We start from the raw sequence: 24,063 nt of genomic DNA on the forward strand, positions 1-24,063 counted from the left end.
TATGGAGTTTTCCTCTAAATTAATTGAATCTGCAGTAAATGAATTTTCCAAACTTCCAGGAATTGGAAAGAAAACAGCTTTAAGATTAGTCCTTCACTTATTAAAACAAGAAGAAATTTTTACTACCGATATTGCGCAATCTTTAACAGAAATGCGTCAAAATATCAAATACTGTAAAAAGTGCCATAATATCTCTGATGAGGAAGTTTGTAATATCTGTAAAAGCCATAAAAGAGATAATTCAATAATATGCTTGGTAGAAGACACAAGAGATGTTTTGGCAATTGAAAATACCTCTCAATATAATGGTTTGTATCATGTTCTTGGTGGAATTATTTCACCAATCGAAGGAATCGGAACCGAAGACTTGACCATCGACAGTTTAATGGAAAGAGTCTCTACCCCAGATTCAGAAGTAAAAGAAATTATTTTTGGACTTTCTCCCACTATGGAAGGTGATACTACTGCATTTTACATCAGTAAAAAAGTAAAACAGTTAGGCATTAAAACTAGTACCATTGCTAGAGGAATTCCTATTGGAGGAGAGCTAGAATATGCAGATGAAATTACTTTAGGTAGAAGTATTGTGAGCCGAACAACTTATGAATAGGCTTCATTTTTAATCCTTTTCCTAAGAGGTAGAAAAAAAACTAACGATATTTCACTAGTAATTCATATTCCAAGTGATTGGAATTCAGTTAGATATAAATTAAACTTCAGTTTTGGCACAATACTTGGTTAACTCTTCATAACACCAAACAATTAAAGTTATGAAGAAGCACATATTACTTCCGTTCGTTTTAGGTTTAGGATTATTGTTATTCTCTAATTCTGCAAAATCTCAAAATTTTCAAATTGTGGCTTCTTTTGGTACAGCACATAACTGGGCAGTTCCAAATGCGGTACTTTATGAAATTGATTATTACTATCCTTATCATCAGATTGTACATATCAATCGTGAACGCAGAGGAAGAAATTTATTTTATAATGTTTTGCTAGAGAGAAGAGGCCAGTTTGTAGAATTGTTTTTCGGTAGACAAGCTATCATTTTGGATATCAATTATTATAATAGATATCCATTGGCGCAACATATTTGTAGTGGCCATTGTGGTTATCATGGTAATTTTTATAGAAATCATCAGGTTGTTTGTAATCATAGAGGACATGGCCATGGTCATCACAAAGGGCATAATCATATTGCTTATAGATCATCTAATAGAAACTACAATTCTTATGCAGCTAAAAGTAGTGCTGCAAATAGAAATGTGAGAAGTAGTCATGTTGCCCATAATAGAAGTAGTAATTCTAACAGATACATGAATAATAGGAATGAAGTAAAAAATGAATCCTTCAGAAATAATAGGAGTTCTGCTTCAAGATCTAATGATGGAAGAGTAGCTTCAAGGTCTAATGATGGAAGAGCAACTTCAAGAAGTAATGGCACCGCAATTAGAAAGGATAATGCAAGGGGGAATTCATCTATTAACAAAAGAAGCTCTAGTGGCAGTAGAAGTTCTCGTAATATTTCTTCCTCTTCTTCAAGGTCAAGAAATAAATAAGATTACGATTTTAAATTAAAATGGAAATACAACACCAATTAGGAGCAGTTTGAATTTTATTCAACTGCTCCTTTTTCCTGCTTTACTCGCTAGGACACCATAGTTATCCAATGTATTTATAATTATAAAGTATCTAGAAACAAGTTAAATTTGATTTAAATTAGAGAATTATAAGTTCGAATTTATTTGATGAGTTTATTAATAGCTAACTCCCCAACTTTCGCCTTAAGCGAAAAGGCGGGCTGGAGGGTAAAATGGCGGGCGGGCGTTGGCTTTTGCGGGAAGTAGCATCATTTTACCTAGATTTTTTGCATACTTTTTCATCAATGGAAAAAGTATGAAGCATAAAGCGAGCATTAAAATACAAAAATTCGCAATATAATGATTAAATCTGCTCTCTGTGACACCATTAAATAATTTAAAAAGCCTTTAAGTCAATAAAACGCATTTTTTTAGTTTTATCGAGGAAAACAGGAGATTGAATTTTATTCAACTGCTCTTTTTTTTGAGGAGGATACCTTTAAATAATTCATGTTATTCTAATGATGGATATTGAAGTTCAAGTTGTTTCCTTAAGGTTATTAAAGCTTCTAATACCATAGCTGTAGTAACGGCATCAGATTTCCAATGCAGGACATGCCTTACTAAAGTTCCGCCAGAAAAAAACACACCACCTTTCCAGAATATTTTGCCATCATGTTTAATTCCTTTAGAGAAAATATAATCAAGCCCATCTAAGATAATCGCTTGAGATTTCTCAGATCGGATTCCAGAAATATTTAATAATGCATTAACAGCAAGAATTGTTGATTGTAAACTATCCCCATTATTGATAATACCTCTAGATGACCAACTGCCATTTTCTTTATATTCTCTAATAACAAACTCTTCTATTAGTTTACTACTTTCACCCAATCCCTTTACGTCATTTTTGTATGCCTTTGAAATATAATAGGGTAAATGATATTTGTTGGGGTAATAAGTAGCAGCATATTCATAGTTTTCCTTAATTATTTCGTCTTCAATAAATTGGATTGATTTTTCTGCTGAATGACTTCGGTCATTGTTATATTTACTCAAAACCCTAAGAATATTTGCATTAACGACAGGATCAAGATCATTACTGCCATATGGAATATAGGGTTGATAAGCATGAGGATACATTTTACTTATAGGTAAATAAAAAGTACCAAGATGAAAAAACTCTTGAACTGGGTTCCAATTTTTTGAAAATTTATGTTCATCTGCAAGCCAAGTGAGATATGCACCACTCTCAGAGCCTTGTTTTTGCCAAAAGTTGTACCATAACCTATTATTTCTATTGGAATCCGTATATTCATCAAAAATATTATGGATGTCTTTCAAACTGTCAGGAATTTGATTTCCATTTATTTTATTCCTTAAATAGATAGCCAATAAGCCTGCAGCAGTATCGTCTGCATCATTTGCCACATTAGCTGCTTTATGCATAAATTTAATTTTTAGTGGAAAATTATTGGGTCTTCTAACCAATTCATCAGTTTCTTTTTCAAAAAATCTGTGTGCTTTTTTAGGGGGTAATAAATTCCAGAAATTGAAAGTGCCATCTGATTGATAATTCATAATTCTATCAAATGCCATATCCAGCATAGGAGGGATTTTTCGGTATTCAGGATATTCTAAATAAATATTAGCCAGGATATTATGAATAGTGGCAACTGAAAAGCAATTCGAGTCATAGGAACTATTCTCTCTGCCCAACAAGGGGAACCAAAAATTCATACTCATTTGAGTTTCCCATTCTCCTTTATACTTAAAAATAGAATCACTTTCTTTTTGTTGTGCTGACTCCAGATAAGAAAGCCCTTTATCAATATGATTTAATGTTTTGGTATAAATTTCTTGAGCATGCTCCTGATTTTCAATTTGTGAAAATGAATAAAATGGTAAGAGGTAAACGAAAATGAGTAGATACCAAAAATACATACTTGGAATATACGGTTATTTTAAAGAATGTTCATTTCTTAAATTTTTATTAAAATCAATTTTGTATTCAGGTGTGTTTTTTCCGTGATGTGATGGTTTCAATCTAAACAAAAAAAGCCATTAGTTTTCGTTAATGGCTTTTGTTAATCAATTAAAATTATGTTTAGGCAATGTTTGTATAAACCGCCTGAACATCATCATCCTCTTCAATTTTATCAATCAGCTTTTCAATATCAGCTAGTTGCTCATCACTAAATTCTACCGAGTCATTTGCAAATCTTTTCAGGGATGCATTTTTTACATCTATGTTGAGTTCTTCTAATTTTTTAGAAAGGTTTCCAAATTCTTTGTAATCTCCATAAACATAAAGTTTACCATCATTCTCCTCGATTTCTTCCATTCCAGCGTCAATCAATTCTAATTCCAGCTCCTCTATATCCATGTCTTCTGATTTTTCAAATTCAAAAACAGCTGTTCTTGAAAACATAAATTCCAATGAGCCATTAGGTACTAAATTTGCACCCACTTTATCTTTATTGAAATAAGATTTTATATTAGCTACGGTACGGTTATTATTATCAGTGGCACATTCTATGAAAATCAATACACCATGAGGCCCTTTACCTTCAAATGTGACTTCTACATAATTTTCAGCCTCAGAACTAGATGCTCTTTTAATGGCAGCCTCAATATTATCCTTCGGCATATTCTGAGCCTTAGCATTTTGAATGGCAGTCCTTAAGGAAGCATTCATTTCAGGATCAGGGCCGCCTTCTTTAGCCGCCATGGTGATGGTCTTCCCTAATCTTGGAAATAAACGGGACATCTTATCCCATCTTTTTTCTTTTGCCGCTCTTCGGTATTCAAATGCTCTTCCCATTTTTATTCAATTCTTTTGTTGCAAAAATATAAAGAAGAGATTAAGATACCGCAATCTGGAAGTAGTTTTATCATATTCAAAATTAAAATTGTATTTCATATGCTCAAATTGATATTTTTCAAGCTATAAGATGATTTAAGTCAGAGTTTTTCGAAAATAGAATCTATAATTTTGAACGGTAAATAAATAAAGGTTCAATGACAGATTTAAGCATCAAATACAATAAAGCGATTCCCCGATACACCAGCTATCCTACTGTCCCACATTGGAAATTACAAAATCCAGATCAAGGAGAATGGTTAAATGAAGTACGAAATGTCTATTTTTCACAAAAGGATAAAAGTATCAGCCTATACATTCATTTACCTTTTTGCGAAAGCTTGTGTACTTACTGCGGCTGTAATAAAAGAATTACCAAAAATCATAGTGTTGAGGAGCAATATATTGAGGCAGTATTATCCGAATGGAATATTTATATAAATGGTTTAGGTGAAAAGCCTATCATTCGAAATATCCACCTTGGGGGAGGAACTCCTACTTTTTTCTCATCCGAGAACCTCCATAGACTTTTATTTTCTATTTTAGAAACTTCAGAAATCCATCCTCAGAAAGCTTTTAGTTTTGAAGGCCATCCCAATAATACGACTTATGAACAACTAAGAATTTTAGCGGAATTAGGTTTTGACAGGGTTTCTTATGGGGTTCAGGACTTTAACCTAAAAGTCCAAAAAGCCATTCACAGAATTCAGCCGATTGAAAATGTTAGAAAAACCACAGATTGGGCGAGAGAATTGGGATATGAATCCGTAAACTATGATTTGATTTATGGATTGCCTTTTCAAACTTTAGAGAATATAGAAGAGAATATTGAAAAGGTGAGAGAGTTTAAACCTGAAAGAATTGCGCTTTATAGTTACGCTCATGTGCCCTGGAAAAGTAAGGCGCAAAGAGGTTATGGAGATGATAATTTACCTAAGCCAGAAGAAAAATTGGCGATGTATCTTCGAGCTAAGCAAATGCTAAATGAAATGGGCTATCATAATATCGGTATGGATCACTTCGCGTTAGAAAAAGATGAATTAACCGTTGCAAAGGAAAAAGGGTATCTGAACCGAAATTTTATGGGCTATACCACCGATCAAAACCAATTGATGATAGGTTTAGGCTGTTCAGCCATAAGTGCTACAGGAACGGCATTTGTTCAGAACGAAAAAGTAGTAGAAAAATATCAAACTGCAGTTCTGAATAATGAATTACCCTTAATAATTGGACATTATTTAACAGAAGAGGAACAGATTTCAGCTAAATTAATAAATCAGATTATCTGCAATGGGGCAGTTGATTTTAACAAGAGTTCTTTAGCAATGCAATTATGGGAAGATGCCCAGGATGAGCTAGCCGAAATGCAAAAAGATGGTTTGCTGGAAATGGGTAATTATGCATTAAAGGTTACGGAAAAAGGAATGTTGTTTGTTAGAAATATTTGCAGCCTCTTCGATCCAAAACTGAAACTAAAATCCGATAAACCTCAGTTTAGTCAGAGTATTTGATTTTGTTTAAATTTAAGCTTAGATTATGAGTTTTTTATCGTCTACCTACTTACTCTCATCTGTGCGTCATTCCTGCGAAGGCAGGAATCTATTGATTTTAACCTTTGTTTAAAATATTAAAGAAACAGGCTGTCAACCTGCTTAATTAAGTAATCAATAGCCGTGATTTCTAGGATAAGAGTATTGAAACAGAGTTTCAATAAAACAAGGAGGGTGTCCGAAAAGTCGAGACACCCTTTTTTGTTTGTTGATTTTCTCTAAAAATATTATTTTAGAGTCGTACAAAATACAACGATGGCTAAGATAGTTTTTAAAAATCAAACAGGCAATTGCCCAGAATTATTTCCAGTAAACATTTTTGATAAAATCCCTGAAAATCATCCTGTCCGTTTAATTGACTCGGTGGTCAATTCATTGGATATCAGCGACATTCTTAAGAAGTACAAAGGAGGTGGGACATCGGCCTATCATCCCAGGATGATGATCAAGGTTTTATTTTACAGTTATCTCTCCAATGTGTATTCCTGTAGAAAAATAGCCAAGGCACTCCATGAGAATATTCATTTTATGTTTATATCGGGAAATTCAACTCCTGATTTCAGGACGATCAATGATTTTCGTGGTAAAATTTTAAAAGACTCGATCAAGACCTTATTTGCAGAGGTAGTGAAAATGCTGGTGGAAATGGGGTATGTCAGCCTTGATGTCCAGTACATTGACGGAACAAAAATAGAGGCTAAATCGAATAAATACACCTTTGTTTGGCGGGGCTCGGTTGAAAAGTACAAAGACAAGCTGGAAACAAAAATCAATAGCGTTCTATCGGATATTGAAAGGAGTATTTTATCAGACAATCAAGAAGTCAATAAGGAGGAATTGCCCCAAAAAATTGATTCGAAGGAGTTAAAGGAAAGACTTTCGCTACTCAACAAAAAACTAAAGGAGCCATCAAAGAAAGTTGCCAAAGAACTGCAAAAGCTTCAAGAGGAGCATCTTCCAAAGTTAGAGAAGTATGAAAAGGACTTGGAAATATTGGACAAGCGAAAATCCTACAGCAAAACCGATAAGGGTGCCACATTCATGAGAATGAAAGACGACCACATGAAAAACGGCCAATTAAAGCCTGCTTATAACTCCCAAATATCAACAGAAAATCAGTTTATCACCCATGTTTCCATCCATCAAACACCTGGTGACACCACTACTTTAAAATCACATTTGACCGGTTTTGAAGAACTCTACCATAAACAGAGTAAAGAAATAGTGGCCGATGCAGGATACGGCAGCGAGGAAAATTATGAAATGCTTGAAGAAAAAGGTGTTGAAGCCTACGTGAAGTATAATTACTTCCATAAAGAGCAAAAGAAAAAGATGAAGAACAACCCGTTTCTTCCACAAAACCTCTTCTATAATGCCGAGCAAGATTTTCACGTATGCCCCATGGGGCAAAGAATGGAAAAAATTGGAGAGGGGAAACGCACTTCAACTAACGGTTATGAGTCTAAAGTCGCTTACTACCAAGCAAAAAGATGCGAGCAATGTCCATTGAGAACATCTTGCCATAAGGCTATAGGTAACAGAAGAATAGAGGTAAACCACAGATTAAACCTTCTAAAACGGCAGGCCAGAGAAAACTTAACAAGCAAAAAAGGACTTGAGCACAGAAGTAAAAGACCAATAGAGCCAGAGGCTGTGTTTGGTCAATTAAAAAGCAACAATAAATTTAACCGTTTTACATTTTCAGGATTAGAAAAAGTAGAATTAGAGTTTTTGTTGATGGCAATAGGTCACAACTTCAGGAAAATGATAGCCAATAATGTGATTTTAACATCAAAATCAGATGCCGAATTACCAAGAGTTGGTAAAAATGCCCCTTATCATAAAATGTCCACAGAAATTAAGTCGAAAATCCATGGACAGCAAAAAATAAGTGAAAATGGATGTGGGTATCTGAAAATAGCGGCATAAAAAAAACTGTCCTTTTTGGACAGCCTCGACGTTCTAATTATCTTTTGTGCTATATTTATATTGATGAAACACTATTTTTCTTGCAAAACAAATAATTATACTGCTATATAAAATCCGTGCGTCATTCCCATGAAGATGGGAATCTATTGATTTTAACCAAAGGTTAAAATATAAAAAAACGATCAATCAATTTTATCCGTCTAATCACAAAAAGGAATCTATGCCCAAAAAAGACATTACCCAAAAAGAAGACATTCAATTATTAGTCGATAGCTTTTATGAAAAAGTATTGAAAGACGAAACTATCGGCTACATATTTACTGATGTTGCCAAACTGGATGTTCCTGCTCATATGCCTATTATGTATGATTTCTGGTCATCAGTTTTATTGGGAACTACCGAATACAAACGCAATCCCATGGACAAGCATTTTGCATTAAATGAGCAAGAACCATTACAAAAAAAGCATTTCGATAGATGGCTTGAATTATGGTTTGAAACTGTAGATGAACTTTTTGAAGGAGCAACCGCCAAAGAAGCAAAAAACAGGGCAAGCACAATTGGGAGATTAATGCTTTTTAAAATGGAAGAAGCTAGAAACTAAACAATTGCATTTATATATCGGTTTAAATAGTATGGACAAACTGATATTTCCCATAAGCCTAGTAACATTTATAGCCTTTTTCTATGTGGTGGCAGTAGGATTTAATTTTCCATATCCAATTGTAGCTGGATTGTTTGGAATTCTACCAGTAGCTCTTATTTGGATGGTTTATAAAGTCCTAAAAGATGGAGAACATAGTGGAAAAACTTTTGAAAAGCACTTTTATGAGTTTGAGTGAGAAATAACATTAGAAATTTTAAATATAGAGCTTTTATCTCTTAGAATCCTCTCGAAATTTCCTAAATTGCTTTACAAGAAGCAATGAAAGAAAAAGGAATAGATATTGAAATAGATAAACTTACCCGTTCCATTGAAAACAGCGTTACGGGTGATAGTTTCCCAACTGATATCACTCTCATTTCCACAAATGATCTAAAAAATATTACAAAGAAAAATGGTTGGCTTTTTGATTGGAAGGCAGAATTTTCGCAGAAACAAAGAGAGATTTACAAACTTACAATTGTTAACAATCCCTCTATTATTCAAGGATTAGTTAGCTTGGAAATGAAAGAAGATCATGTGTTTTTACATTTGATAGAAAATGCTCCTTTTAATAAAGGGAAAGATAAAATGTATTTGGGTGTTGCGGGAAACTTGGTGGCATTTACTTGTAAAGTTTCATTTCAACGCGGACATGAGGGTAATATTTCTTTCATTTCTAAAACCCAATTAATCAACCATTACGTTAAAACATTGGGAGCCTTGCATTTTGGTGGAAGAGTTATGATAATTGAAACTAAAACAGCTATAAAGCTGATAAATAGATATTTCCATGATGAATAAAATTAAATCTAAAAAAGAGCTAAATATTGATTTTTTAGGCGGAGAAGAACTCACTTCGCAAGAAGAACTAGATTTGAAAAAATACTTTGCTAATCAAAAAATAGAGAGGCAAAGGAAACTGATTGCTAAAAGCAAAAAATCAAAGGATAAAGTAAAGTGAAGTTTAGGTTGCTGCCAGTGCAAATAATCTCACCTCATCTTCACCCTAGCCCGTTCCTGTATCCTGTTCTGAACACTTTTTCCCATAATTTTACTTTCCAGCCAGGCGATAATATCAAAGTAAATAAATGACCTTTTTTCGTATCTGATATCTTGTAATGGCTCAAGATTATTTAACAATTTTTTAAATTCAGGGATCAACTCTTCTTCTCTAAATTCTCCAGCTAATTTTCTCAAAAATCTTAAAATGTATCTCTGAAATAAATGCATTTCTCCTTTCTTCAAGAGAAAGCGATAAGTGGAACGAATATAGTAATCTATCACTTCCATATTGCCCAATTCATAATGAGCTATCAGACTCAAAATTCTGGCAAAGGAATGAATGTCTTCTCTTAAATCTGTCTTTTCATCCTGCTGAACACGGTTGAGCCACTCCAATGCTTTATGGTATTGACTATCTCCAAAATATAGACAAGCTATTTTATAAAATAAGATAATTCGTGAATGCTCATCCGAACGCTGAATAAAAGCTTCCAAATCCGGGCTTAGTCTTTTTAATAGCTTTACTCCCAGATTAAATTTTCCCAGCATGAATATCCTGTTGAACTCATGCACATACACATATTTAATTAGTCTGTTACGGATATTTTCATTGACAGAGTTTTGCATCTGTTCATTCAAATCATGTAGTCGTTGTCGTGATTTAAGGAAATTCTGGTAATAGAATAATTTATATTCAGCTATCATCACCTGATTTACTGCACTTAAATAATCATTTAACTGACTATTTTTTAAATCAGGATGTTGGTCATAAAGTTGCAGCCATTTCAGTGCATATTGATAGCCCACTTCCATATCCTCTAAGAAATAGTAGTAGTTGACATAGAGTCTATAAAGACTTAATTTTTCATGTATGGATAATGCGTCTTCCTCGTGCTGCGGTAATCCCTCATAGAATAAATTCTGCACTTCCTTTAAATGCTCATCATTCCTTATATAGCCAGTTTTGACATAAATAGCATTTAGTTTTACTGCCAGATTAGTGAACTGATTGATCAGATTAATTTTACTATTGGCATCTTCCACTTCTGAAATTACTCTCTGAACATTTTGACTGTATTGACTGCCCACACTTTGGTTCAATAGGTTTTTCTCCCATTTCAAAAGCTCCAGCTTTAATTCCAAGTTTCCAGTTTTGGCTACTTTTTTGTAAGCTTTTTTTAAGATATCAAAAGCCTGACGAAAAAGCCCTCGATTATACAATAACTGCACATAATCGATCATCTCACGAATATGGATCTCACTATTTTTTGCACTTTCAAATTGTCTTAATGCCTGCAATATCTTTTGCATTAAATGCGCTTTCATATTTGAAATCTGACTGGTTTTTATAAAAGTAATCTCCTCCAAATCAGTTGTTGAATAATTTTCTTTTTGTTCCAGAAAATCAAAAAGCTGCATGTATTTGGATTTGCTCTCATTCTGCTGCTGTGAAAGCAAGCGGAAATAGCGCTTTTCACTTTTGGTTAGCGATTTTATTAAATCAAATAAATGGTCAGATGATTGCTTAGACATCGTAATTAATAATCTATTTATAATTGATTATATCGTCATTTGAATATAAATGTGAACAATAGAAATCGTAAATACAAAAATATTTGGCATTACATGCGCTATTTCATCCTCCTACATTAGTTACTTCAAAATATTTAAACCACAAAAAATTGATGTATGGCACGTAGGATAGCAATTTTTGATACCACTTTAAGAGACGGAGAGCAAGTGCCCGGTTGCGGCTTGAGCAAGAATGAAAAGCTTAAGATTGCTAAGGAGCTTGAAGCTTTAGGTGTAGATGTGATTGAATCTGGTTTTCCCATATCTTCACCTGGGGATTTTGAATCAGTTCGTCTTTTATCCAAAGAAATCAAAAATTCATCAATTTGTGCCCTTTCCCGTGCGGTGAAAAATGACATTGAAACTGCCGCAAGAGCATTAGAAGGAGCAGTAAGACCAAGAATTCATACAGGTTTAGGGACTTCCGACCAGCATGTTTTCACAAAATTAAATTTTACCAGAGAGCAAGTATTGGAAAAAGCGCATGAATGTGTTACACATGCCCGTTCTTTTGTGGATGAAGTGGAATTTTATGCTGAAGATGCAGGAAGAACTTCCAATGAATTTTTAGCTCAAGTGATTGAAGTTGCCGTGGCTGCTGGTGCAAAAGTGGTCAATATTCCCGATACAACAGGCTTTTGCTTGCCTGAAGAATATGGGGCTAAAATCAAATATCTAGTAGATAATGTAAAGGGTATTGAAAATGCCACCATTTCCGCTCATTGTCATAATGATTTGGGATTGGCAACCGCCAATAGCATAGCCGCCATTAAAAATGGAGCAGGACAGATTGAATGTACCATCAATGGAATTGGGGAGCGAGCTGGAAATACTTCTTTAGAGGAAGTCGTCATGGTGATAAAAAAGCACCCCGAACTTGCCTTCGAAACAGGAATAAATACACAACTTCTTTTCCCGATAAGCCAAATGGTTTCGAACACAATGTGCATGCCTGTTCAAGCTAATAAAGCTGTAGTAGGTTCCAATGCCTTTTCTCATTCATCAGGCATCCATCAGGATGGGGTGATCAAGAACAGAGATAATTACGAAATCATTGATCCTTATGAGGTTGGAGTCAATAAATCAAGCATCATTTTAACTGCAAGAAGTGGAAGAGCTGCCTTGAATTTTAGATTGATCGAATTAGGTGTTCATTTAGGAAAAGAGGAATTGGAAGAAACATATCAGGAATTTTTAGAGATGGCAGACCGCATTAATATAGTGGAGGATAAAGATTTAAAGTATTTGGTGAAAAACCATGAAGTAGTAGTAAAGTAAATTTCAGCTAAAGCAATGTCAGCAAAAACATTATTTGATAAAATTTGGGATAAACATGTGGTTCATTCAGTTGAGGATGGTCCGCAGGTTCTATATATAGATAGGCATTTCATCCATGAAGTGACCAGTCCGCAGGCTTTTTCTGGCTTGAAAGCAAGGGGAATTCCTGTTTTCAGACCAGAACAAACCATTGCTACTGCCGATCACAATGTCCCAACAGAAAATCAGCATTTACCTATTAAAGATGCGCTTTCCCGCCATCAGGTAGAAACATTAATTAAAAATTGTGATGAATTCGGGGTGGAGTTATACGGTTTAGGTCATCCTTACCAAGGGATAGTGCATGTGATAGGCCCTGAATTGGGCATTACACAACCGGGCATGACCATAGTTTGTGGGGATAGTCATACTTCTACTCATGGTGCTTTCGGAAATATAGCTTTCGGAATCGGGACCAGTGAAGTAGAACAAGTAATGGCTACTCAATGTGTGTTACAGAAAAAGCCTAAAACATTAAAAATTCAAGTGGATGGAGAGCTAAATCCTGGAGTAGTTTCTAAGGATATTGTTTTGCATATCATCTCAAAGCTTACGGCAGCGGGTGGAACAGGTCATTTTATTGAATTCTGCGGCTCCACTATTGAAAGTTTATCCATGGAAGCCCGTATGACAATCTGCAACATGAGCATTGAAATGGGAGCTAGAGGAGGATTAATTGCTCCTGATGAAACCACTTTTGAATATCTTGAATCAAAGCCATTCACCCCAAACGGTGAAAAATGGAATAGAAAAGTGGAGGAATGGAAGGCTTTAAAAACTGATGATGATGCTCAGTTTGATTTGGAATATTATTTCAATGCGGAAGAAATTGAGCCGATGATTACTTATGGCACAAATCCAGGAATGGGGATTGGAATTACAAAAGATATACCTCTTCCCAACGGAAAAACCGCTTCAGGCCTTGAGAAATCATTGAAATACATGGATTTGGAAGGTGGAAAACAATTACTAGGTCACCATGTGGATTATGTTTTCATTGGTAGTTGCACCAACAGCCGAATTGAAGATTTGCGTTTGGTAGCTGAATTAGTAAAGGGCAAGAAAAAAGCTGATCATGTACAAGCTATGATTGTACCGGGCTCCAGACAAGTAGAAAAACAAGCTAGAGCAGAAGGCTTGGATAAAATATTGGAGGCAGCTGGTTTCGAATTAAGACAACCGGGTTGTTCGGCATGCTTAGGCATGAATGAGGATAAAGTGCCCAAAGGAAAATATTGTGTGAGCACATCTAATAGAAATTTTGAAGGAAGGCAAGGACAAGGTGCCAGAACCTTATTGGCGAGTCCATTAACTGCAGCAGCGTCTGCACTTTCTGGCAAAATTTCTGATGTGAGGGAATTAATGAAAGTAGAAGCATAAGATATTATGGAAAAGTTTAACACATTAAATAGTCAGGCTGTATTGCTTCCTTTTGAGGATGTGGATACCGATCAGATTATACCCGCTCGTTTCCTGAAATCCGTCAGCCGGGAGGGGTTCGGTGAGAACCTCTTCCGTGACTGGCGGTATTTAGAAGATGGATCGCCCAATCTTGAATTTGTATTGAATCAGGAAGGAAATCAGGGAGAAATTCTGGTGGCAGGGAGAAATTTCGGTTGCGGATCTAGCCGCGAACATGCTGCCTGGGCTTTGGTCGATTATGGGTTTAAAGCAGTAGTTTCTAGCTTTTTTGCAGACATCTTCAAAAACAATGCACTGAATAATGGTCTTTTGCCAGTTCAGGTAACGGATGATTTCTTAGCTCAGGTGTTTGAAATATTAAAGAGAAGGCCTGAAGCCAAATTGCAAATTGATTTAAATGAGCAAGAAATCAGCTTGGTTGGTTCGGCTTTATCGGAAAGCTTTGAAATCAATTCTTATAAAAAATATTGCCTTCAAAATGGCTTTGACGATATAGATTTTCTCTTGAATAAAAAGAATGAAATCGAAGCTTACGAGCAATCATTAGCAGTCTGAACACGGTCTGACGCTTAGCCTTTAAACATTGCAATGGTTATTTATGGTCTGACGCATAGTTTGATTATAGTCGAGAGGGTATTTTATAACTATAAAATCTCATTTTGAGAATTAATTTTATAACAGAGGCGTCTGACCGTTTTGAGATTAAAATAGAGGTTGATTACGGTCTGACGCTTATTCTAGTTTGACATAGGTAAGGTTATTTATTTGAGTAAAAATGCTTTTTGGCAGAAGCGTCTGACCGTTATGTCAAATTTTGCACTAGCTTAAAAAGAACAAAACATGAACAAAAACATAGCAATATTAGCCGGAGACGGAATTGGTCCTGAAGTAACAGCTGAGGCAGTGAAAGCCTTGGATGCCATAGCTGAAACTTTTGGTTATCAATTTCAATACAACGATGCTCTGATTGGAGCAGCCGCAATTGATGCCACTGGAAACCCTTTTCCGGAAGCAACAGAAGAGAGCTGTAAATCAGCCGATGCCATTTTATTTGGTGCTATTGGTGATCCAAAATATGACAATGACCCCAACGCAAAGGTTCGCCCAGAGCAAGGGCTATTGAAAATGCGCAAAAACTTAGGGCTTTTTGCCAATGTACGTCCAGTAAGTAGTTATGATGCACTATTGCCTATTTCTCCTTTAAAAGAAAACATCATTAAAGGAACTGATTTTGTGGTTTTCAGGGAATTGACAGGCGGGATTTATTTTGGTGAACCAAGAGGCAGGTCCGAAGATGGAAATACCGCTTTTGACAGTTGTGTTTATTCCAAATCCGAAATTGAAAGAATAGCTCATCTCGCATTTAAGGCTGCGATGAATAGAAGAAAGAAACTCACATTGGTGGATAAGGCAAATGTTTTAGCAACTTCTCGTCTTTGGAGGGAAACGGTGAAAGATTTATCAAGCCAATATCCGGAGGTAGAACTGGATTTTATGTTTGTGGACAATGCTGCCATGAAAATCATTCAGAATCCGAAAGATTTTGATGTAGTGCTTACTGAAAATATGTTTGGGGACATCATCACGGATGAAGCCTCTGTGATTTCTGGTTCTTTAGGTTTATTGCCTTCCGCTTCATTAGGATTGAAAAGCAGTTTATTTGAGCCAATTCATGGTTCTTATCCTCAAGCTGCAGGCAAAGGAATTGCAAATCCAATAGGTGCAATACTTTCAGCTGCCATGCTGTTGGAATATGCTTTTGATTTAAAAGAAGAATGTCAAATTATAAAAGATGCTGTTAATTCTGCACTTAACATTGGATATGGTACGGAAGATATTTTTCCTGATGAAGGAAAAAGCACCTCTGAGGTTGGTGACTTTATTAGTCAAAGTATTGTAAATCAGTATAAAACAGAATCCGTATGAAAAAAATGAATAAAATAGTTTGGTTTATTCAATTGATTGATTCTACATTTGTAATTAAATATAAGACATGTACAAAACAAGCATTACCATAGTATCAGCAATTATTATTGTCATTATTCCAATGACTTGCCTGATGTGGTAGTGCTATAACTATATAAAAATTTTTAAAAGCGCCACTTCATCAGAAGTGGCGCTTTTTTTTGTCCAAATTCAAACTGACTTTTTTGATTATGTATTACAACAACAAAACTCTGGTATTTCTTAATGGCGATTGGCAGTATGCCGAAGATGCCCAAACAAGCTTGTACGGACAAACATTGCATTACGGAAATGGTGTATTTGAAGGGATTCGTGCCTATAAAAATGATGTGGGATTCAATATTTTCAAAGCCCATGAGCATTATGAGCGTTTACACAAATCTGCTGATTTAATGCACATTAAAATCCCATATTCAGTAGAAGAATTAGTGAGCATAAGCTATGAATTGCTGGATAGAAATAATTTGACGGATGCTTACATCCGTCCATTGGTTTATTTGGGTGCTAACATGGCTTTGCAACCTACTGATGAAGTAAATGTATTTATCTGTGCTTGGAAATGGGAAAAGTATTTGGGTCATGATCCTATCAAGGCTAAGATTTCATCATATCAGCGTATCCATCCTGCCTCTCAACATGTGGAAGCTAAAGTAGTGGGGCATTATACCAATTCAATTTTGGCAACCACTGAAGCTAAGAAATTGGGTTATGATGAAGCCATTTTATTGGATTACACACAGCATGTATCTGAGGGTTCGGGTGCTAATATCTTTATTGAGAAAAACGGGGAGTTATATACACCTTCAAGAGGTAATATTTTGCCGGGAATTACTCGTCAAACTGTTTTGGAAATCTGCAAAGAGCACGGAATCAAGGTGACAGAGAAGCCAATTTCTAAAGCTCAATTATTGGAAGCGGATGCGGCTTTCTTTACCGGAACTGCTGCTGAAATCGCCCCTATTGCGCAAGTAAATGATACTGTTTTCCCTTTAAGCTGGGAAGATTCCATAGGACAGAGCATTTACCACATCTACCGACAGAAAGTATTATTCAACGATTTACAAAATCAAACCATCATATAATGGCGAAGGAATTAAATCCATATAGTAAAGCAGTTACACAAGATCCTACACAACCTGCCGCTCAAGCCATGTTGCATGCCATTGGTTTGTCCGATAAGGATTTGGAGAAACCACAAATAGGCATTGCTAGCACTGGTTTTGAGGGCAATCCCTGCAATATGCATTTGAATGATTTGGCTGTAGAGGTCAAGAAAAGCATTAAATCATATGAGTGGGTGGGTTTGATTTTCAATACCATTGGGGTTAGCGATGGCATTTCCATGGGTACCAACGGAATGCGCTATTCATTACCCTCCCGCGATATCATAGCCGATTCCATGGAAACGGTGGTGAATGCACAAGCTTATGATGCCATGATTGCCATTACCGGATGCGATAAAAATATGCCTGGAGCACTGTTGGCAATGGGTAGGCTGAATAGGCCTTCAATGATTATCTATGGAGGAACCATTGCCCCGGGTTGCCATAATGGTGAAAAACTGGATGTGGTTTCTGCTTTTGAAGCTTTAGGTAAGAAGCAAGCCAACACTATTTCTGAAGAAGATTTTAAGGGAGTAGTGGCAAATGCATGCCCAGGTCCTGGAGCGTGTGGAGGAATGTACACTGCCAATACGATGGCTTCTGCCATTGAAGCTTTAGGATTATGCTTGCCATATGGGGCATCAAATCCTGCTCAAAGTGAGGAGAAGAGAAAAGAATGTGCTGAAGCTGGCTTAGCGGTTAAAAAATTGATTGAGAATGATCTGAAACCAAGGGATATAGTCACTAAAAAATCATTTGAAAACGCCATACGGTTGATTACAGTTTTGGGCGGATCTACCAATGCGGTCTTACATTTGTTGGCAGTAGCCAATGCTTTTGAAATCGATTTAACATTGGGAGATTTCGCTCGAATCAGTGCCGAAACTCCTTATCTGGCTGATTTAAAACCTTCTGGAAAGTATTTAATGGAAGATCTACATAAAAATGGAGGGATTCCTGCAGTCATGAAAATGATGCTGAAGGAAGGATTGCTAAATGGTGATTGTATGACTGTAACAGGCAAAACTTTAGCTGAGAATTATGAAAATGTTCCTGCTCTGGGTGAAAAGCAAGACATTATTCATTCGGTGAAAAACCCCATCAAAAGTTCTGGTCACTTGCGAATTCTGAAAGGAAATTTAGCACCTGAAGGATCAGTTGCCAAAATCACAGGAAAAGAAGGAGAAATATTCGAAGGAACTGCAAGGGTTTATGATGGCGAATTTTTAGCTAATGATGGCATTGCCAGGGGCGAAATAAAAGAAGGAGATGTTGTGGTTATTCGTTACGAAGGTTGCAAAAGGCGCAACCTGGAATGCCAGAAATGTTAAAACCTACTGCAGCCATTATGGGAGCAGGTTTAGGCAAGAAGGTAGCACTCATTACAGATGGAAGATTCTCAGGAGGAACTCATGGTTTTGTAGTGGGACATATTTCACCCGAAGCTTTTGACAATGGCCCCTTAGCTTATGTAGAGAATGGAGACCGAATTAGAATTGATGCAATAGAAAATTCCATAAGTCTATTAATTGAAGAAAAAGAATGGGAAATGCGTAAAGCCATAACTCCAACAAAGCCTGCCAGAAATGTAAGCGGAAGCTTAAAGAAGTACAGCAAATTGGTATCATCAGCATCATTAGGATGCATAACGGATTTATAGTATGGAAGAAGTAGCCACTAAATCAAAGAGACCTAAAGCGAAAACGACCATGAGTGGTGCAGCCGCCTTGGTAAACTGCCTTATCCGTGAAGGAGTGGAAACACTTTTCGGTTATCCCGGTGGGGCAATTATGCCGGTTTATGATGCTTTATTTGACCAAAAGGATAAAATAAAACACATCATGACTCGCCACGAGCAAGGGGCAACTCATGCAGCTCAAGGTTTTGCCAGAGTTTCAGGTAAAGTGGGCGTTTGTTTGGCTACTTCTGGTCCGGGAGCCACAAATCTGATAACTGGTTTGGCAGATGCTCAGCTGGATTCAACTCCTATGGTTTGCATAACAGGGCAGGTACCGGGCAAAATGATTGGATCGGATGCTTTTCAGGAAACCGATATTGTCAGTATGTCGATGGCGGTAACTAAATGGAATATTCAAGTTACTAAAGCTGAAGATATCCCTGCAGCTGTGGCAAAAGCATTTTATATAGCCAAAAGCGGAAAACCTGGACCTGTTTTGCTGGATATTACTAAAGATGCTCAATTTGAAAAAGCTGAATTTGAAGATTACCAAGCTTGTGATCAAATCAGAAGCTATGTGCCGAATCCTAAATTAAGTGAAAAAGCATTAGATCAAGCAGCCTCATTAATCAATTCAGCTAAGAAGCCTTTGATTCTTTTCGGGCATGGAGTGCTTTTATCCAATGCAAAAGAAGAATTTCAAGATTTTGTAGAGAAAACAGGAATCCCTGCAGCCTGGACTATCATGGGATTATCTGCATTGCCGACTTCACATCCTTTGAATGTAGGCATGTTGGGCATGCATGGAAACTATGCGCCCAATATTTTGACCAATGAATGTGATGTATTGATAGCCATAGGGATGCGCTTCGATGATAGGGTAACAGGTGATGTTGGCCGATATGCAAAGCAAGCCAAGGTCATCCATTTGGAAATAGACCCGGCCGAAATTAATAAAAATGTGGAGGCAGATGTGCCCGTTTTGGGAAACTGTAAAGAGTCATTAAAAGCACTTTTGGATATGGTCAATGAAAACCAGCATAATGAATGGCTGACTCGATTTAATGAACTGAATGCTCAGGAAGAAGAGAAAGTAATTAAAGATGAATTAAATCCTCGAGCAGATGAGCCAATGAGTATGGGTGAGGTGATTAAGCATATTTCCAATATTTCAAGAGGTAATGCGATTATTGTGACCGATGTAGGACAGCATCAGATGGTAGCTCAAAGATATTATGAATATGCCAATTGGAAAAGTAATGTAACCTCAGGCGGTTTGGGAACTATGGGATTCGCCCTTCCAGCGGCTATAGGAGCAAAATTCGCAGCTCCTCACAGACAAGTAATTGCTGTGATTGGAGATGGTGGATTTCAAATGACCATACAAGAACTGGGTGTGATTTTCGAAACTAAAGTGGATGTAAAAATTCTGCTTTTGAATAATGAATACCTCGGAATGGTAAGGCAGTGGCAAGATATGTTTTTCAAAAAGCGCTATTCCTCGGTGGACATGGTCAATCCCGATTTTCAAATGATTGCAAAAGGATACGGGATTGAGTCAGAGAAAGTATCAGAAAGAGAGAAATTGGAAGATAGCATTCATAGGTTTTTATCTCATGAAGGAAGCTATCTGTTAGAAGTAATGGTCGGAAAAGAGAATAATATTTTTCCTATGATTCCGACAGGAGCTTCGGTGTCCGAGATTAGACTGGAGTAAGCCATTTGATGGCACTTAGGTCATTACCGAAGATATTCATGCAGTAGACAATTGACAAGAAACAGTTGACAAAAGGGGATAGCAAAGTGTGAAGTTTATAGACTTAAAAAGCATGTTGAGAAAATTTTGTCAACTGAAATAGCCAAAGGCTATTTATTGTCAACTGTCAACTTGCTAAATAGAATGATGCGTTTTCGCAAATGAGCAGAAAAGTTAAAAAATGAAACAAAATGAAAGAACAATTCACCATATCAATATACACCGAAAACCTGATAGGTATTCTGCACAGAGTGACTACTATTTTCACTCGCAGGCATATCAATATTGAGAGTATAACCGCTTCTGAAAGCGAGGTGAAAGATATTCATCGCTATACGATAGTGGTAAGCTCAACGGAAGATAAAATCAAGAAAATCGTGAAGCAGATTGAAAAGCAAGTGGACGTTTTCAAAGCTTTTTATCATAAAAATGATGGTATAGTTTATCAGGAAATGGCTTTATATAAAATGCCTACTAAGTTATTATCGCAGACGAAGGAAGTAGAATACATCGTTCGAAAGCACCATGCTCGTTTGCTGGCTGTGGAACCAGATTTCACCATCATTGAAAAAACAGGCTTCAAGGAAGAAACACAAGAGCTTTTCGAACAGCTGAAACCTCATGGTATTTTGGAATTTGTTCGCTCAGGTAGGATTTCCATTTCCAAACCAATGAAAGAATTTCAGGAGTATTTCACTGAAGTGGAGGAAGCCTCTCGATTATAATTAATAATTAGTAATTAATAATTAACAATTAGGTAAGACCAATGTCAGACCAGAAACGGCTCACAAGGAGATAATCGCAATTAATGTAAATCAGAAATATAACCCGTCTAGATTCTAAAATCTAGACTCTAAAATCTAAAATAATGGCAAAACTAAAATTTGGAACAGTAGAAGAAGAAGTCGTAACACGACAAGAATTTCCTTTGGCGAAAGCACAGGAAGTATTAAAAGATGAAACTATAGCGGTTCTGGGCTATGGTGTGCAAGGGCCTGGTCAGGCACTGAATCTGAAAGACAATGGCTTTAATGTGATTGTTGGACAAAGGAAAGGTTCTAAAAGCTGGGATAAAGCTGTCTCTGATGGCTGGGAGCCCGGAAAAACGCTTTTCGAACTGGAAGAAGCGGCTGAAAAAGGCACAATTATACAATATTTATTATCTGATGCAGGACAAATCGCACAATGGGAAATGGTGAAAAAGCATTTGACACCTGGTAAAGCTTTGTATTTTTCTCACGGTTTTGGAGTAACGTATAAAGATCAAACAGGTATAGTTCCACCAAAAGATGTGGATGTAATCTTGGTAGCTCCAAAAGGATCAGGTACCAGCTTAAGAAGATTATTTGTAGAGGGAAGAGGTTTGAATTCCAGTTTTGCTATCCATCAAGATGCAACTGGAAAAGCCTGGGAAAGATGTGTGGCCTTAGGAATTGGCGTAGGCTCAGGTTATTTATTTCAAACCAATTTTCAAAAAGAAGTTTATAGTGATTTGACTGGGGAAAGAGGCAGTTTGATGGGCGCAATCCAAGGATTATTTGCAGCACAATATGATTTATTGCGCAAGAAAGGACATTCTCCATCAGAAGCTTTTAACGAAACTGTGGAGGAAGCCACGCAATCTTTATATCCATTGGTGGCTGAAAATGGTATGGACTGGATGTATGCCAATTGCTCCACAACTGCTCAACGTGGCGCATTGGATTGGTGGAAAAAATTCCGAGATGCTGTAAAACCGATTTTTGAAGAATTATACGATTCGGTTGAGACTGGAAACGAAGCAAAACTGACCATCACTGCCAACGAAAAAGCTGATTACAGAGTGGAATTAGAAAAAGAATTGGATGAATTGAAAAATTCTGAAATGTGGCAAGCTGGGGCTGCAGTTAGAAAGTTAAGACCGGAAAATGCATAATAATTTGAATTGCAAATATTTGAATATGTCTGATGTTTGGGATCGGCCTTATTCATTTTAGCTATTTTCACTTTATAATTGGATTAGAAACATAAACTGTTTGACCGCAGGGAGTTTTTTTGTTTCCCAATTATAAAGTGAAAATAGCGTTAAGAAATGAATACAGCCTTGAATTTTTGTTTCTTTTGTTTCAAGACAAAAGAAAAATAAGATTAATAGAGGTGTTAATAACTGGATTACAGATTAACCTATTAGTGTTTTACAGTTTTTTTTTAAAATCTATCTATTCGCTATTCTCGGAGAAATAAAAAGTAAAAGCCACCCAGCTTGATGGAGAATGTATCAATTAATAAAAAAAGTAAATATTAGTTCATTTAGCAATTTATATCAGAAAAATGTCGAAAACCCTAAAAGTATACTATCCAAAAATAGAAGCCATACAAAGTGCCGCGCAAAAATTGAAAGGCGTGGCACTTTTAACTCCCTTGACTCCAAATTTGAGTTTATCAAAGGAATTCGGAGCTAATGTTCAATTCAAAAGGGAAGACTTACAACCTGTAAGATCCTATAAAATCAGAGGGTCTTATAATAAGATTAGTAGTCTTAGTCGTACAGAATTGGATAAAGGGATTGTATGCGCTAGTGCAGGGAATCATGCACAGGGCGTGGCTTTTTCGTGTAAAAAATTGGAAGTGAAAGGCAGGATTTTCATGCCCGCACCCACTCCAAAGCAGAAAATTGCTCAGGTTGAAATGTTCGGAGAGGATTTCGTGGAGATAGAATTGGTGGGTGATACTTTCGATGATGCTTTTCATGCCGCACAGGAATATCAGGAAAAATCTGGGGCTGTATTTATTCATCCTTTTGATGATCCTAAAGTGATCGAAGGACAGGGAACGGTCGGTCTAGAAATTTTGCAACAAGCAGAGAACCCAATTGATTATCTCTTTTTGCCTGTTGGCGGGGGTGGATTATCAGCCGGGGTGAGCAGTGTTTTTAAGGCACTTTCACCGCAAACGAAAATCATTGGAGTAGAACCAGCAGGTGCACCAGCCATGAAAACTTCTATAGAAAAAGGGGAGAATACTGTCCTGAAGCGTATAGAAAAATTTGTGGATGGGGCAGCAGTCAAAAAAGTGGGAGATTTGAATTTTGAAATCTGCCGACAGAATTTGACTGAAGTCATCACCGTGGAGGAAGGGAAAGTCTGCGATGTGATTTTGCAATTGTATAATAAAGATGCGATAGTAGCTGAGCCAGCTGGGGCATTATCCATTTCAGCATTGGAACAATATGCAGAGGAAATCAAAGGCAAAAATGTGGTTTGTGTGCTGAGCGGAAGCAATAATGACATTACCAGAACCGAAGAGATTAAAGAAAGGGCTTTACTTTATAAAGGTTTAAAGCACTATTTTGTGGTACAATTTCCTCAAAGAGCTGGAGCACTTAAGCAATTTGTAGTGGAGGTGTTAGGTCCCGATGATGATATTAGCCATTTTGAATATACCAAAAAGAATTCCAGAGAAACGGGTTCGGCTGTGGTTGGGATTGAATTAAAAAATTCAGCTGATTTCCCTCAACTATTAAAGAACATGAAGCAGCTAGGCTTCTATGGGGATTACTTAAATGACAAGCAGTATCTGTTGGATTTGGTGGTTTAGTTTTCAGACTTAGTTTTTAATATTTTTGATCGATATTGAATAAAATGAATGAAGAAAAGGTCTTTAAACCTCTGATAAACAAACCTTAAATTTTACTAGCTTCA

General features: G+C 36.5%; 19 protein-coding genes and 2 pseudogenes. 18 read left to right on the plus strand and 3 right to left on the minus strand.

Features of this window, described 5'->3' with window-relative positions; genetic code table 11:
* Nucleotide 1 precedes the first annotated feature (1 nt).
* Both recR and ABWH96_RS05505 read left to right on the plus strand, forming a co-directional pair.
* Complete coding sequence (recR, locus tag ABWH96_RS05500; protein ID WP_375580490.1) at nt 2-610, plus strand: recombination mediator RecR; 609 nt, start codon at nt 2-4, stop codon at nt 608-610.
* A 160-nt stretch (nt 611-770) separates the two neighbouring features.
* Nucleotides 771-1,559, plus strand: a complete 789-nt coding sequence (locus ABWH96_RS05505; protein ID WP_375580491.1) for a hypothetical protein — start codon at nt 771-773, stop codon at nt 1,557-1,559.
* Between the two features lie 534 nt (nt 1,560-2,093).
* Here ABWH96_RS05505 and ABWH96_RS05510 read toward each other — a convergent pair.
* Both ABWH96_RS05510 and ABWH96_RS05515 read right to left on the minus strand, forming a co-directional pair.
* The gene (locus ABWH96_RS05510) at nt 2,094-3,524 is read right to left on the minus strand and encodes a hypothetical protein (RefSeq protein WP_375580492.1); all 1,431 of its coding nucleotides are present in this window, start codon (nt 3,522-3,524) and stop codon (nt 2,094-2,096) included.
* A 163-nt stretch (nt 3,525-3,687) separates the two neighbouring features.
* Nucleotides 3,688-4,404, minus strand: coding sequence for a YebC/PmpR family DNA-binding transcriptional regulator (locus ABWH96_RS05515; protein ID WP_375580493.1), 717 nt, complete (start codon nt 4,402-4,404; stop codon nt 3,688-3,690).
* Nucleotides 4,405-4,601: 197 nt separating this feature from the next.
* On the opposite strand from ABWH96_RS05515, the gene hemN reads away from it, so the two are divergent.
* The 6 genes and pseudogenes from hemN (at nt 4,602) to ABWH96_RS05545 (ending at nt 9,529) form a co-directional block, all read left to right on the plus strand.
* Nucleotides 4,602-5,954, plus strand: a complete 1,353-nt coding sequence (hemN, locus tag ABWH96_RS05520) for an oxygen-independent coproporphyrinogen III oxidase (RefSeq protein WP_375580494.1) — start codon at nt 4,602-4,604, stop codon at nt 5,952-5,954.
* A gap of 294 nt (nt 5,955-6,248) precedes the next feature.
* Nucleotides 6,249-7,760, plus strand: a pseudogene (locus ABWH96_RS05525) (IS1182 family transposase); the annotation flags it as partial.
* Between the two features lie 382 nt (nt 7,761-8,142).
* On the plus strand, nt 8,143-8,526 hold the full coding sequence (locus ABWH96_RS05530) for a group III truncated hemoglobin (protein ID WP_375580495.1): 384 nt from the start codon (nt 8,143-8,145) through the stop codon (nt 8,524-8,526).
* 31 nt (nt 8,527-8,557) lie between these two features.
* Nucleotides 8,558-8,764 (plus strand): hypothetical protein, encoded by a 207-nt coding sequence (locus tag ABWH96_RS05535; protein ID WP_375580496.1) that lies wholly within the window; start codon nt 8,558-8,560, stop codon nt 8,762-8,764.
* Nucleotides 8,765-8,847: 83 nt separating this feature from the next.
* Nucleotides 8,848-9,369: a hypothetical protein gene (locus ABWH96_RS05540; RefSeq protein WP_375580497.1), complete on the plus strand. Its 522-nt coding sequence runs from the start codon at nt 8,848-8,850 to the stop codon at nt 9,367-9,369.
* Nucleotides 9,359-9,529 (plus strand): hypothetical protein, encoded by a 171-nt coding sequence (locus ABWH96_RS05545; protein WP_375580498.1) that lies wholly within the window; start codon nt 9,359-9,361, stop codon nt 9,527-9,529. Before ABWH96_RS05540 ends, ABWH96_RS05545 begins: the two co-directional genes overlap by 11 nt.
* 29 nt (nt 9,530-9,558) lie before the next feature.
* Here ABWH96_RS05545 and ABWH96_RS05550 read toward each other — a convergent pair whose 3' ends face one another.
* Complete coding sequence (locus tag ABWH96_RS05550) at nt 9,559-11,103, minus strand: hypothetical protein (RefSeq protein WP_375580499.1); 1,545 nt, start codon at nt 11,101-11,103, stop codon at nt 9,559-9,561.
* Nucleotides 11,104-11,259: 156 nt separating this feature from the next.
* Here ABWH96_RS05550 and ABWH96_RS05555 point away from each other — a divergent pair, with 156 nt between their 5' ends.
* From ABWH96_RS05555 to ilvA, 10 genes and pseudogenes are all read left to right on the plus strand, one after another.
* Nucleotides 11,260-12,420, plus strand: a complete 1,161-nt coding sequence (locus tag ABWH96_RS05555) for a 2-isopropylmalate synthase (protein ID WP_375580500.1) — start codon at nt 11,260-11,262, stop codon at nt 12,418-12,420.
* Between the two features lie 15 nt (nt 12,421-12,435).
* The gene (gene leuC, locus ABWH96_RS05560; protein WP_375580501.1) at nt 12,436-13,839 is read left to right on the plus strand and encodes a 3-isopropylmalate dehydratase large subunit; all 1,404 of its coding nucleotides are present in this window, start codon (nt 12,436-12,438) and stop codon (nt 13,837-13,839) included.
* A 6-nt stretch (nt 13,840-13,845) separates the two neighbouring features.
* Nucleotides 13,846-14,436 carry a 3-isopropylmalate dehydratase small subunit gene (gene leuD, locus ABWH96_RS05565; RefSeq protein ID WP_375580502.1) on the plus strand — a complete coding sequence of 197 codons (591 nt, stop codon included), beginning with the start codon at nt 13,846-13,848 and terminating at the stop codon, nt 14,434-14,436.
* A 285-nt stretch (nt 14,437-14,721) separates the two neighbouring features.
* Complete coding sequence (gene leuB, locus ABWH96_RS05570; protein WP_375580503.1) at nt 14,722-15,807, plus strand: 3-isopropylmalate dehydrogenase; 1,086 nt, start codon at nt 14,722-14,724, stop codon at nt 15,805-15,807.
* A 230-nt stretch (nt 15,808-16,037) separates the two neighbouring features.
* On the plus strand, nt 16,038-16,928 hold the full coding sequence (locus tag ABWH96_RS05575) for a branched-chain amino acid transaminase (protein ID WP_013453776.1): 891 nt from the start codon (nt 16,038-16,040) through the stop codon (nt 16,926-16,928).
* Nucleotides 16,928-18,609 (plus strand): annotated as a pseudogene (gene ilvD, locus ABWH96_RS05580) (dihydroxy-acid dehydratase). The gene ABWH96_RS05575 and the pseudogene ilvD overlap by 1 nt, the downstream one beginning before the upstream one ends.
* Nucleotide 18,610: 1 nt before the next feature.
* On the plus strand, nt 18,611-20,344 hold the full coding sequence (ilvB, locus tag ABWH96_RS05585) for a biosynthetic-type acetolactate synthase large subunit (RefSeq protein WP_375580504.1): 1,734 nt from the start codon (nt 18,611-18,613) through the stop codon (nt 20,342-20,344).
* 230 nt (nt 20,345-20,574) lie between these two features.
* Nucleotides 20,575-21,108, plus strand: coding sequence for an acetolactate synthase small subunit (gene ilvN / locus ABWH96_RS05590; protein WP_375580505.1), 534 nt, complete (start codon nt 20,575-20,577; stop codon nt 21,106-21,108).
* 143 nt (nt 21,109-21,251) lie between these two features.
* On the plus strand, nt 21,252-22,298 hold the full coding sequence (gene ilvC, locus ABWH96_RS05595; protein WP_375580506.1) for a ketol-acid reductoisomerase: 1,047 nt from the start codon (nt 21,252-21,254) through the stop codon (nt 22,296-22,298).
* Between the two features lie 395 nt (nt 22,299-22,693).
* Nucleotides 22,694-23,959, plus strand: coding sequence for a threonine ammonia-lyase IlvA (gene ilvA / locus ABWH96_RS05600; RefSeq protein ID WP_375580507.1), 1,266 nt, complete (start codon nt 22,694-22,696; stop codon nt 23,957-23,959).
* The last annotated feature ends 104 nt before the right edge of the window (nt 23,960-24,063 follow it).

The organism is Marivirga tractuosa (assembly GCF_042140215.1).
Classification (GTDB): domain Bacteria; phylum Bacteroidota; class Bacteroidia; order Cytophagales; family Cyclobacteriaceae; genus Marivirga; species Marivirga tractuosa_A.

Bases quoted from the DNA above. Each gene is read 5' to 3' on its own strand.
- recR (WP_375580490.1), top strand. From the start codon at position 2: ATGGAGTTTTCCTCTAAATTAATTGAATCTGCAGTAAATGAATTTTCC.
- ABWH96_RS05505 (WP_375580491.1), top strand. From the start codon at position 771: ATGAAGAAGCACATATTACTTCCGTTCGTTTTAGGTTTAGGATTATTG.
- ABWH96_RS05510 (WP_375580492.1), bottom strand. From the start codon at position 3,524: ATGTATTTTTGGTATCTACTCATTTTCGTTTACCTCTTACCATTTTAT.
- ABWH96_RS05515 (WP_375580493.1), bottom strand. From the start codon at position 4,404: ATGGGAAGAGCATTTGAATACCGAAGAGCGGCAAAAGAAAAAAGATGG.
- hemN (WP_375580494.1), top strand. From the start codon at position 4,602: ATGACAGATTTAAGCATCAAATACAATAAAGCGATTCCCCGATACACC.
- ABWH96_RS05530 (WP_375580495.1), top strand. From the start codon at position 8,143: ATGCCCAAAAAAGACATTACCCAAAAAGAAGACATTCAATTATTAGTC.
- ABWH96_RS05535 (WP_375580496.1), top strand. From the start codon at position 8,558: ATGGACAAACTGATATTTCCCATAAGCCTAGTAACATTTATAGCCTTT.
- ABWH96_RS05540 (WP_375580497.1), top strand. From the start codon at position 8,848: ATGAAAGAAAAAGGAATAGATATTGAAATAGATAAACTTACCCGTTCC.
- ABWH96_RS05545 (WP_375580498.1), top strand. From the start codon at position 9,359: ATGATGAATAAAATTAAATCTAAAAAAGAGCTAAATATTGATTTTTTA.
- ABWH96_RS05550 (WP_375580499.1), bottom strand. From the start codon at position 11,103: ATGTCTAAGCAATCATCTGACCATTTATTTGATTTAATAAAATCGCTA.
- ABWH96_RS05555 (WP_375580500.1), top strand. From the start codon at position 11,260: ATGGCACGTAGGATAGCAATTTTTGATACCACTTTAAGAGACGGAGAG.
- leuC (WP_375580501.1), top strand. From the start codon at position 12,436: ATGTCAGCAAAAACATTATTTGATAAAATTTGGGATAAACATGTGGTT.
- leuD (WP_375580502.1), top strand. From the start codon at position 13,846: ATGGAAAAGTTTAACACATTAAATAGTCAGGCTGTATTGCTTCCTTTT.
- leuB (WP_375580503.1), top strand. From the start codon at position 14,722: ATGAACAAAAACATAGCAATATTAGCCGGAGACGGAATTGGTCCTGAA.
- ABWH96_RS05575 (WP_013453776.1), top strand. From the start codon at position 16,038: ATGTATTACAACAACAAAACTCTGGTATTTCTTAATGGCGATTGGCAG.
- ilvB (WP_375580504.1), top strand. From the start codon at position 18,611: ATGGAAGAAGTAGCCACTAAATCAAAGAGACCTAAAGCGAAAACGACC.
- ilvN (WP_375580505.1), top strand. From the start codon at position 20,575: ATGAAAGAACAATTCACCATATCAATATACACCGAAAACCTGATAGGT.
- ilvC (WP_375580506.1), top strand. From the start codon at position 21,252: ATGGCAAAACTAAAATTTGGAACAGTAGAAGAAGAAGTCGTAACACGA.
- ilvA (WP_375580507.1), top strand. From the start codon at position 22,694: ATGTCGAAAACCCTAAAAGTATACTATCCAAAAATAGAAGCCATACAA.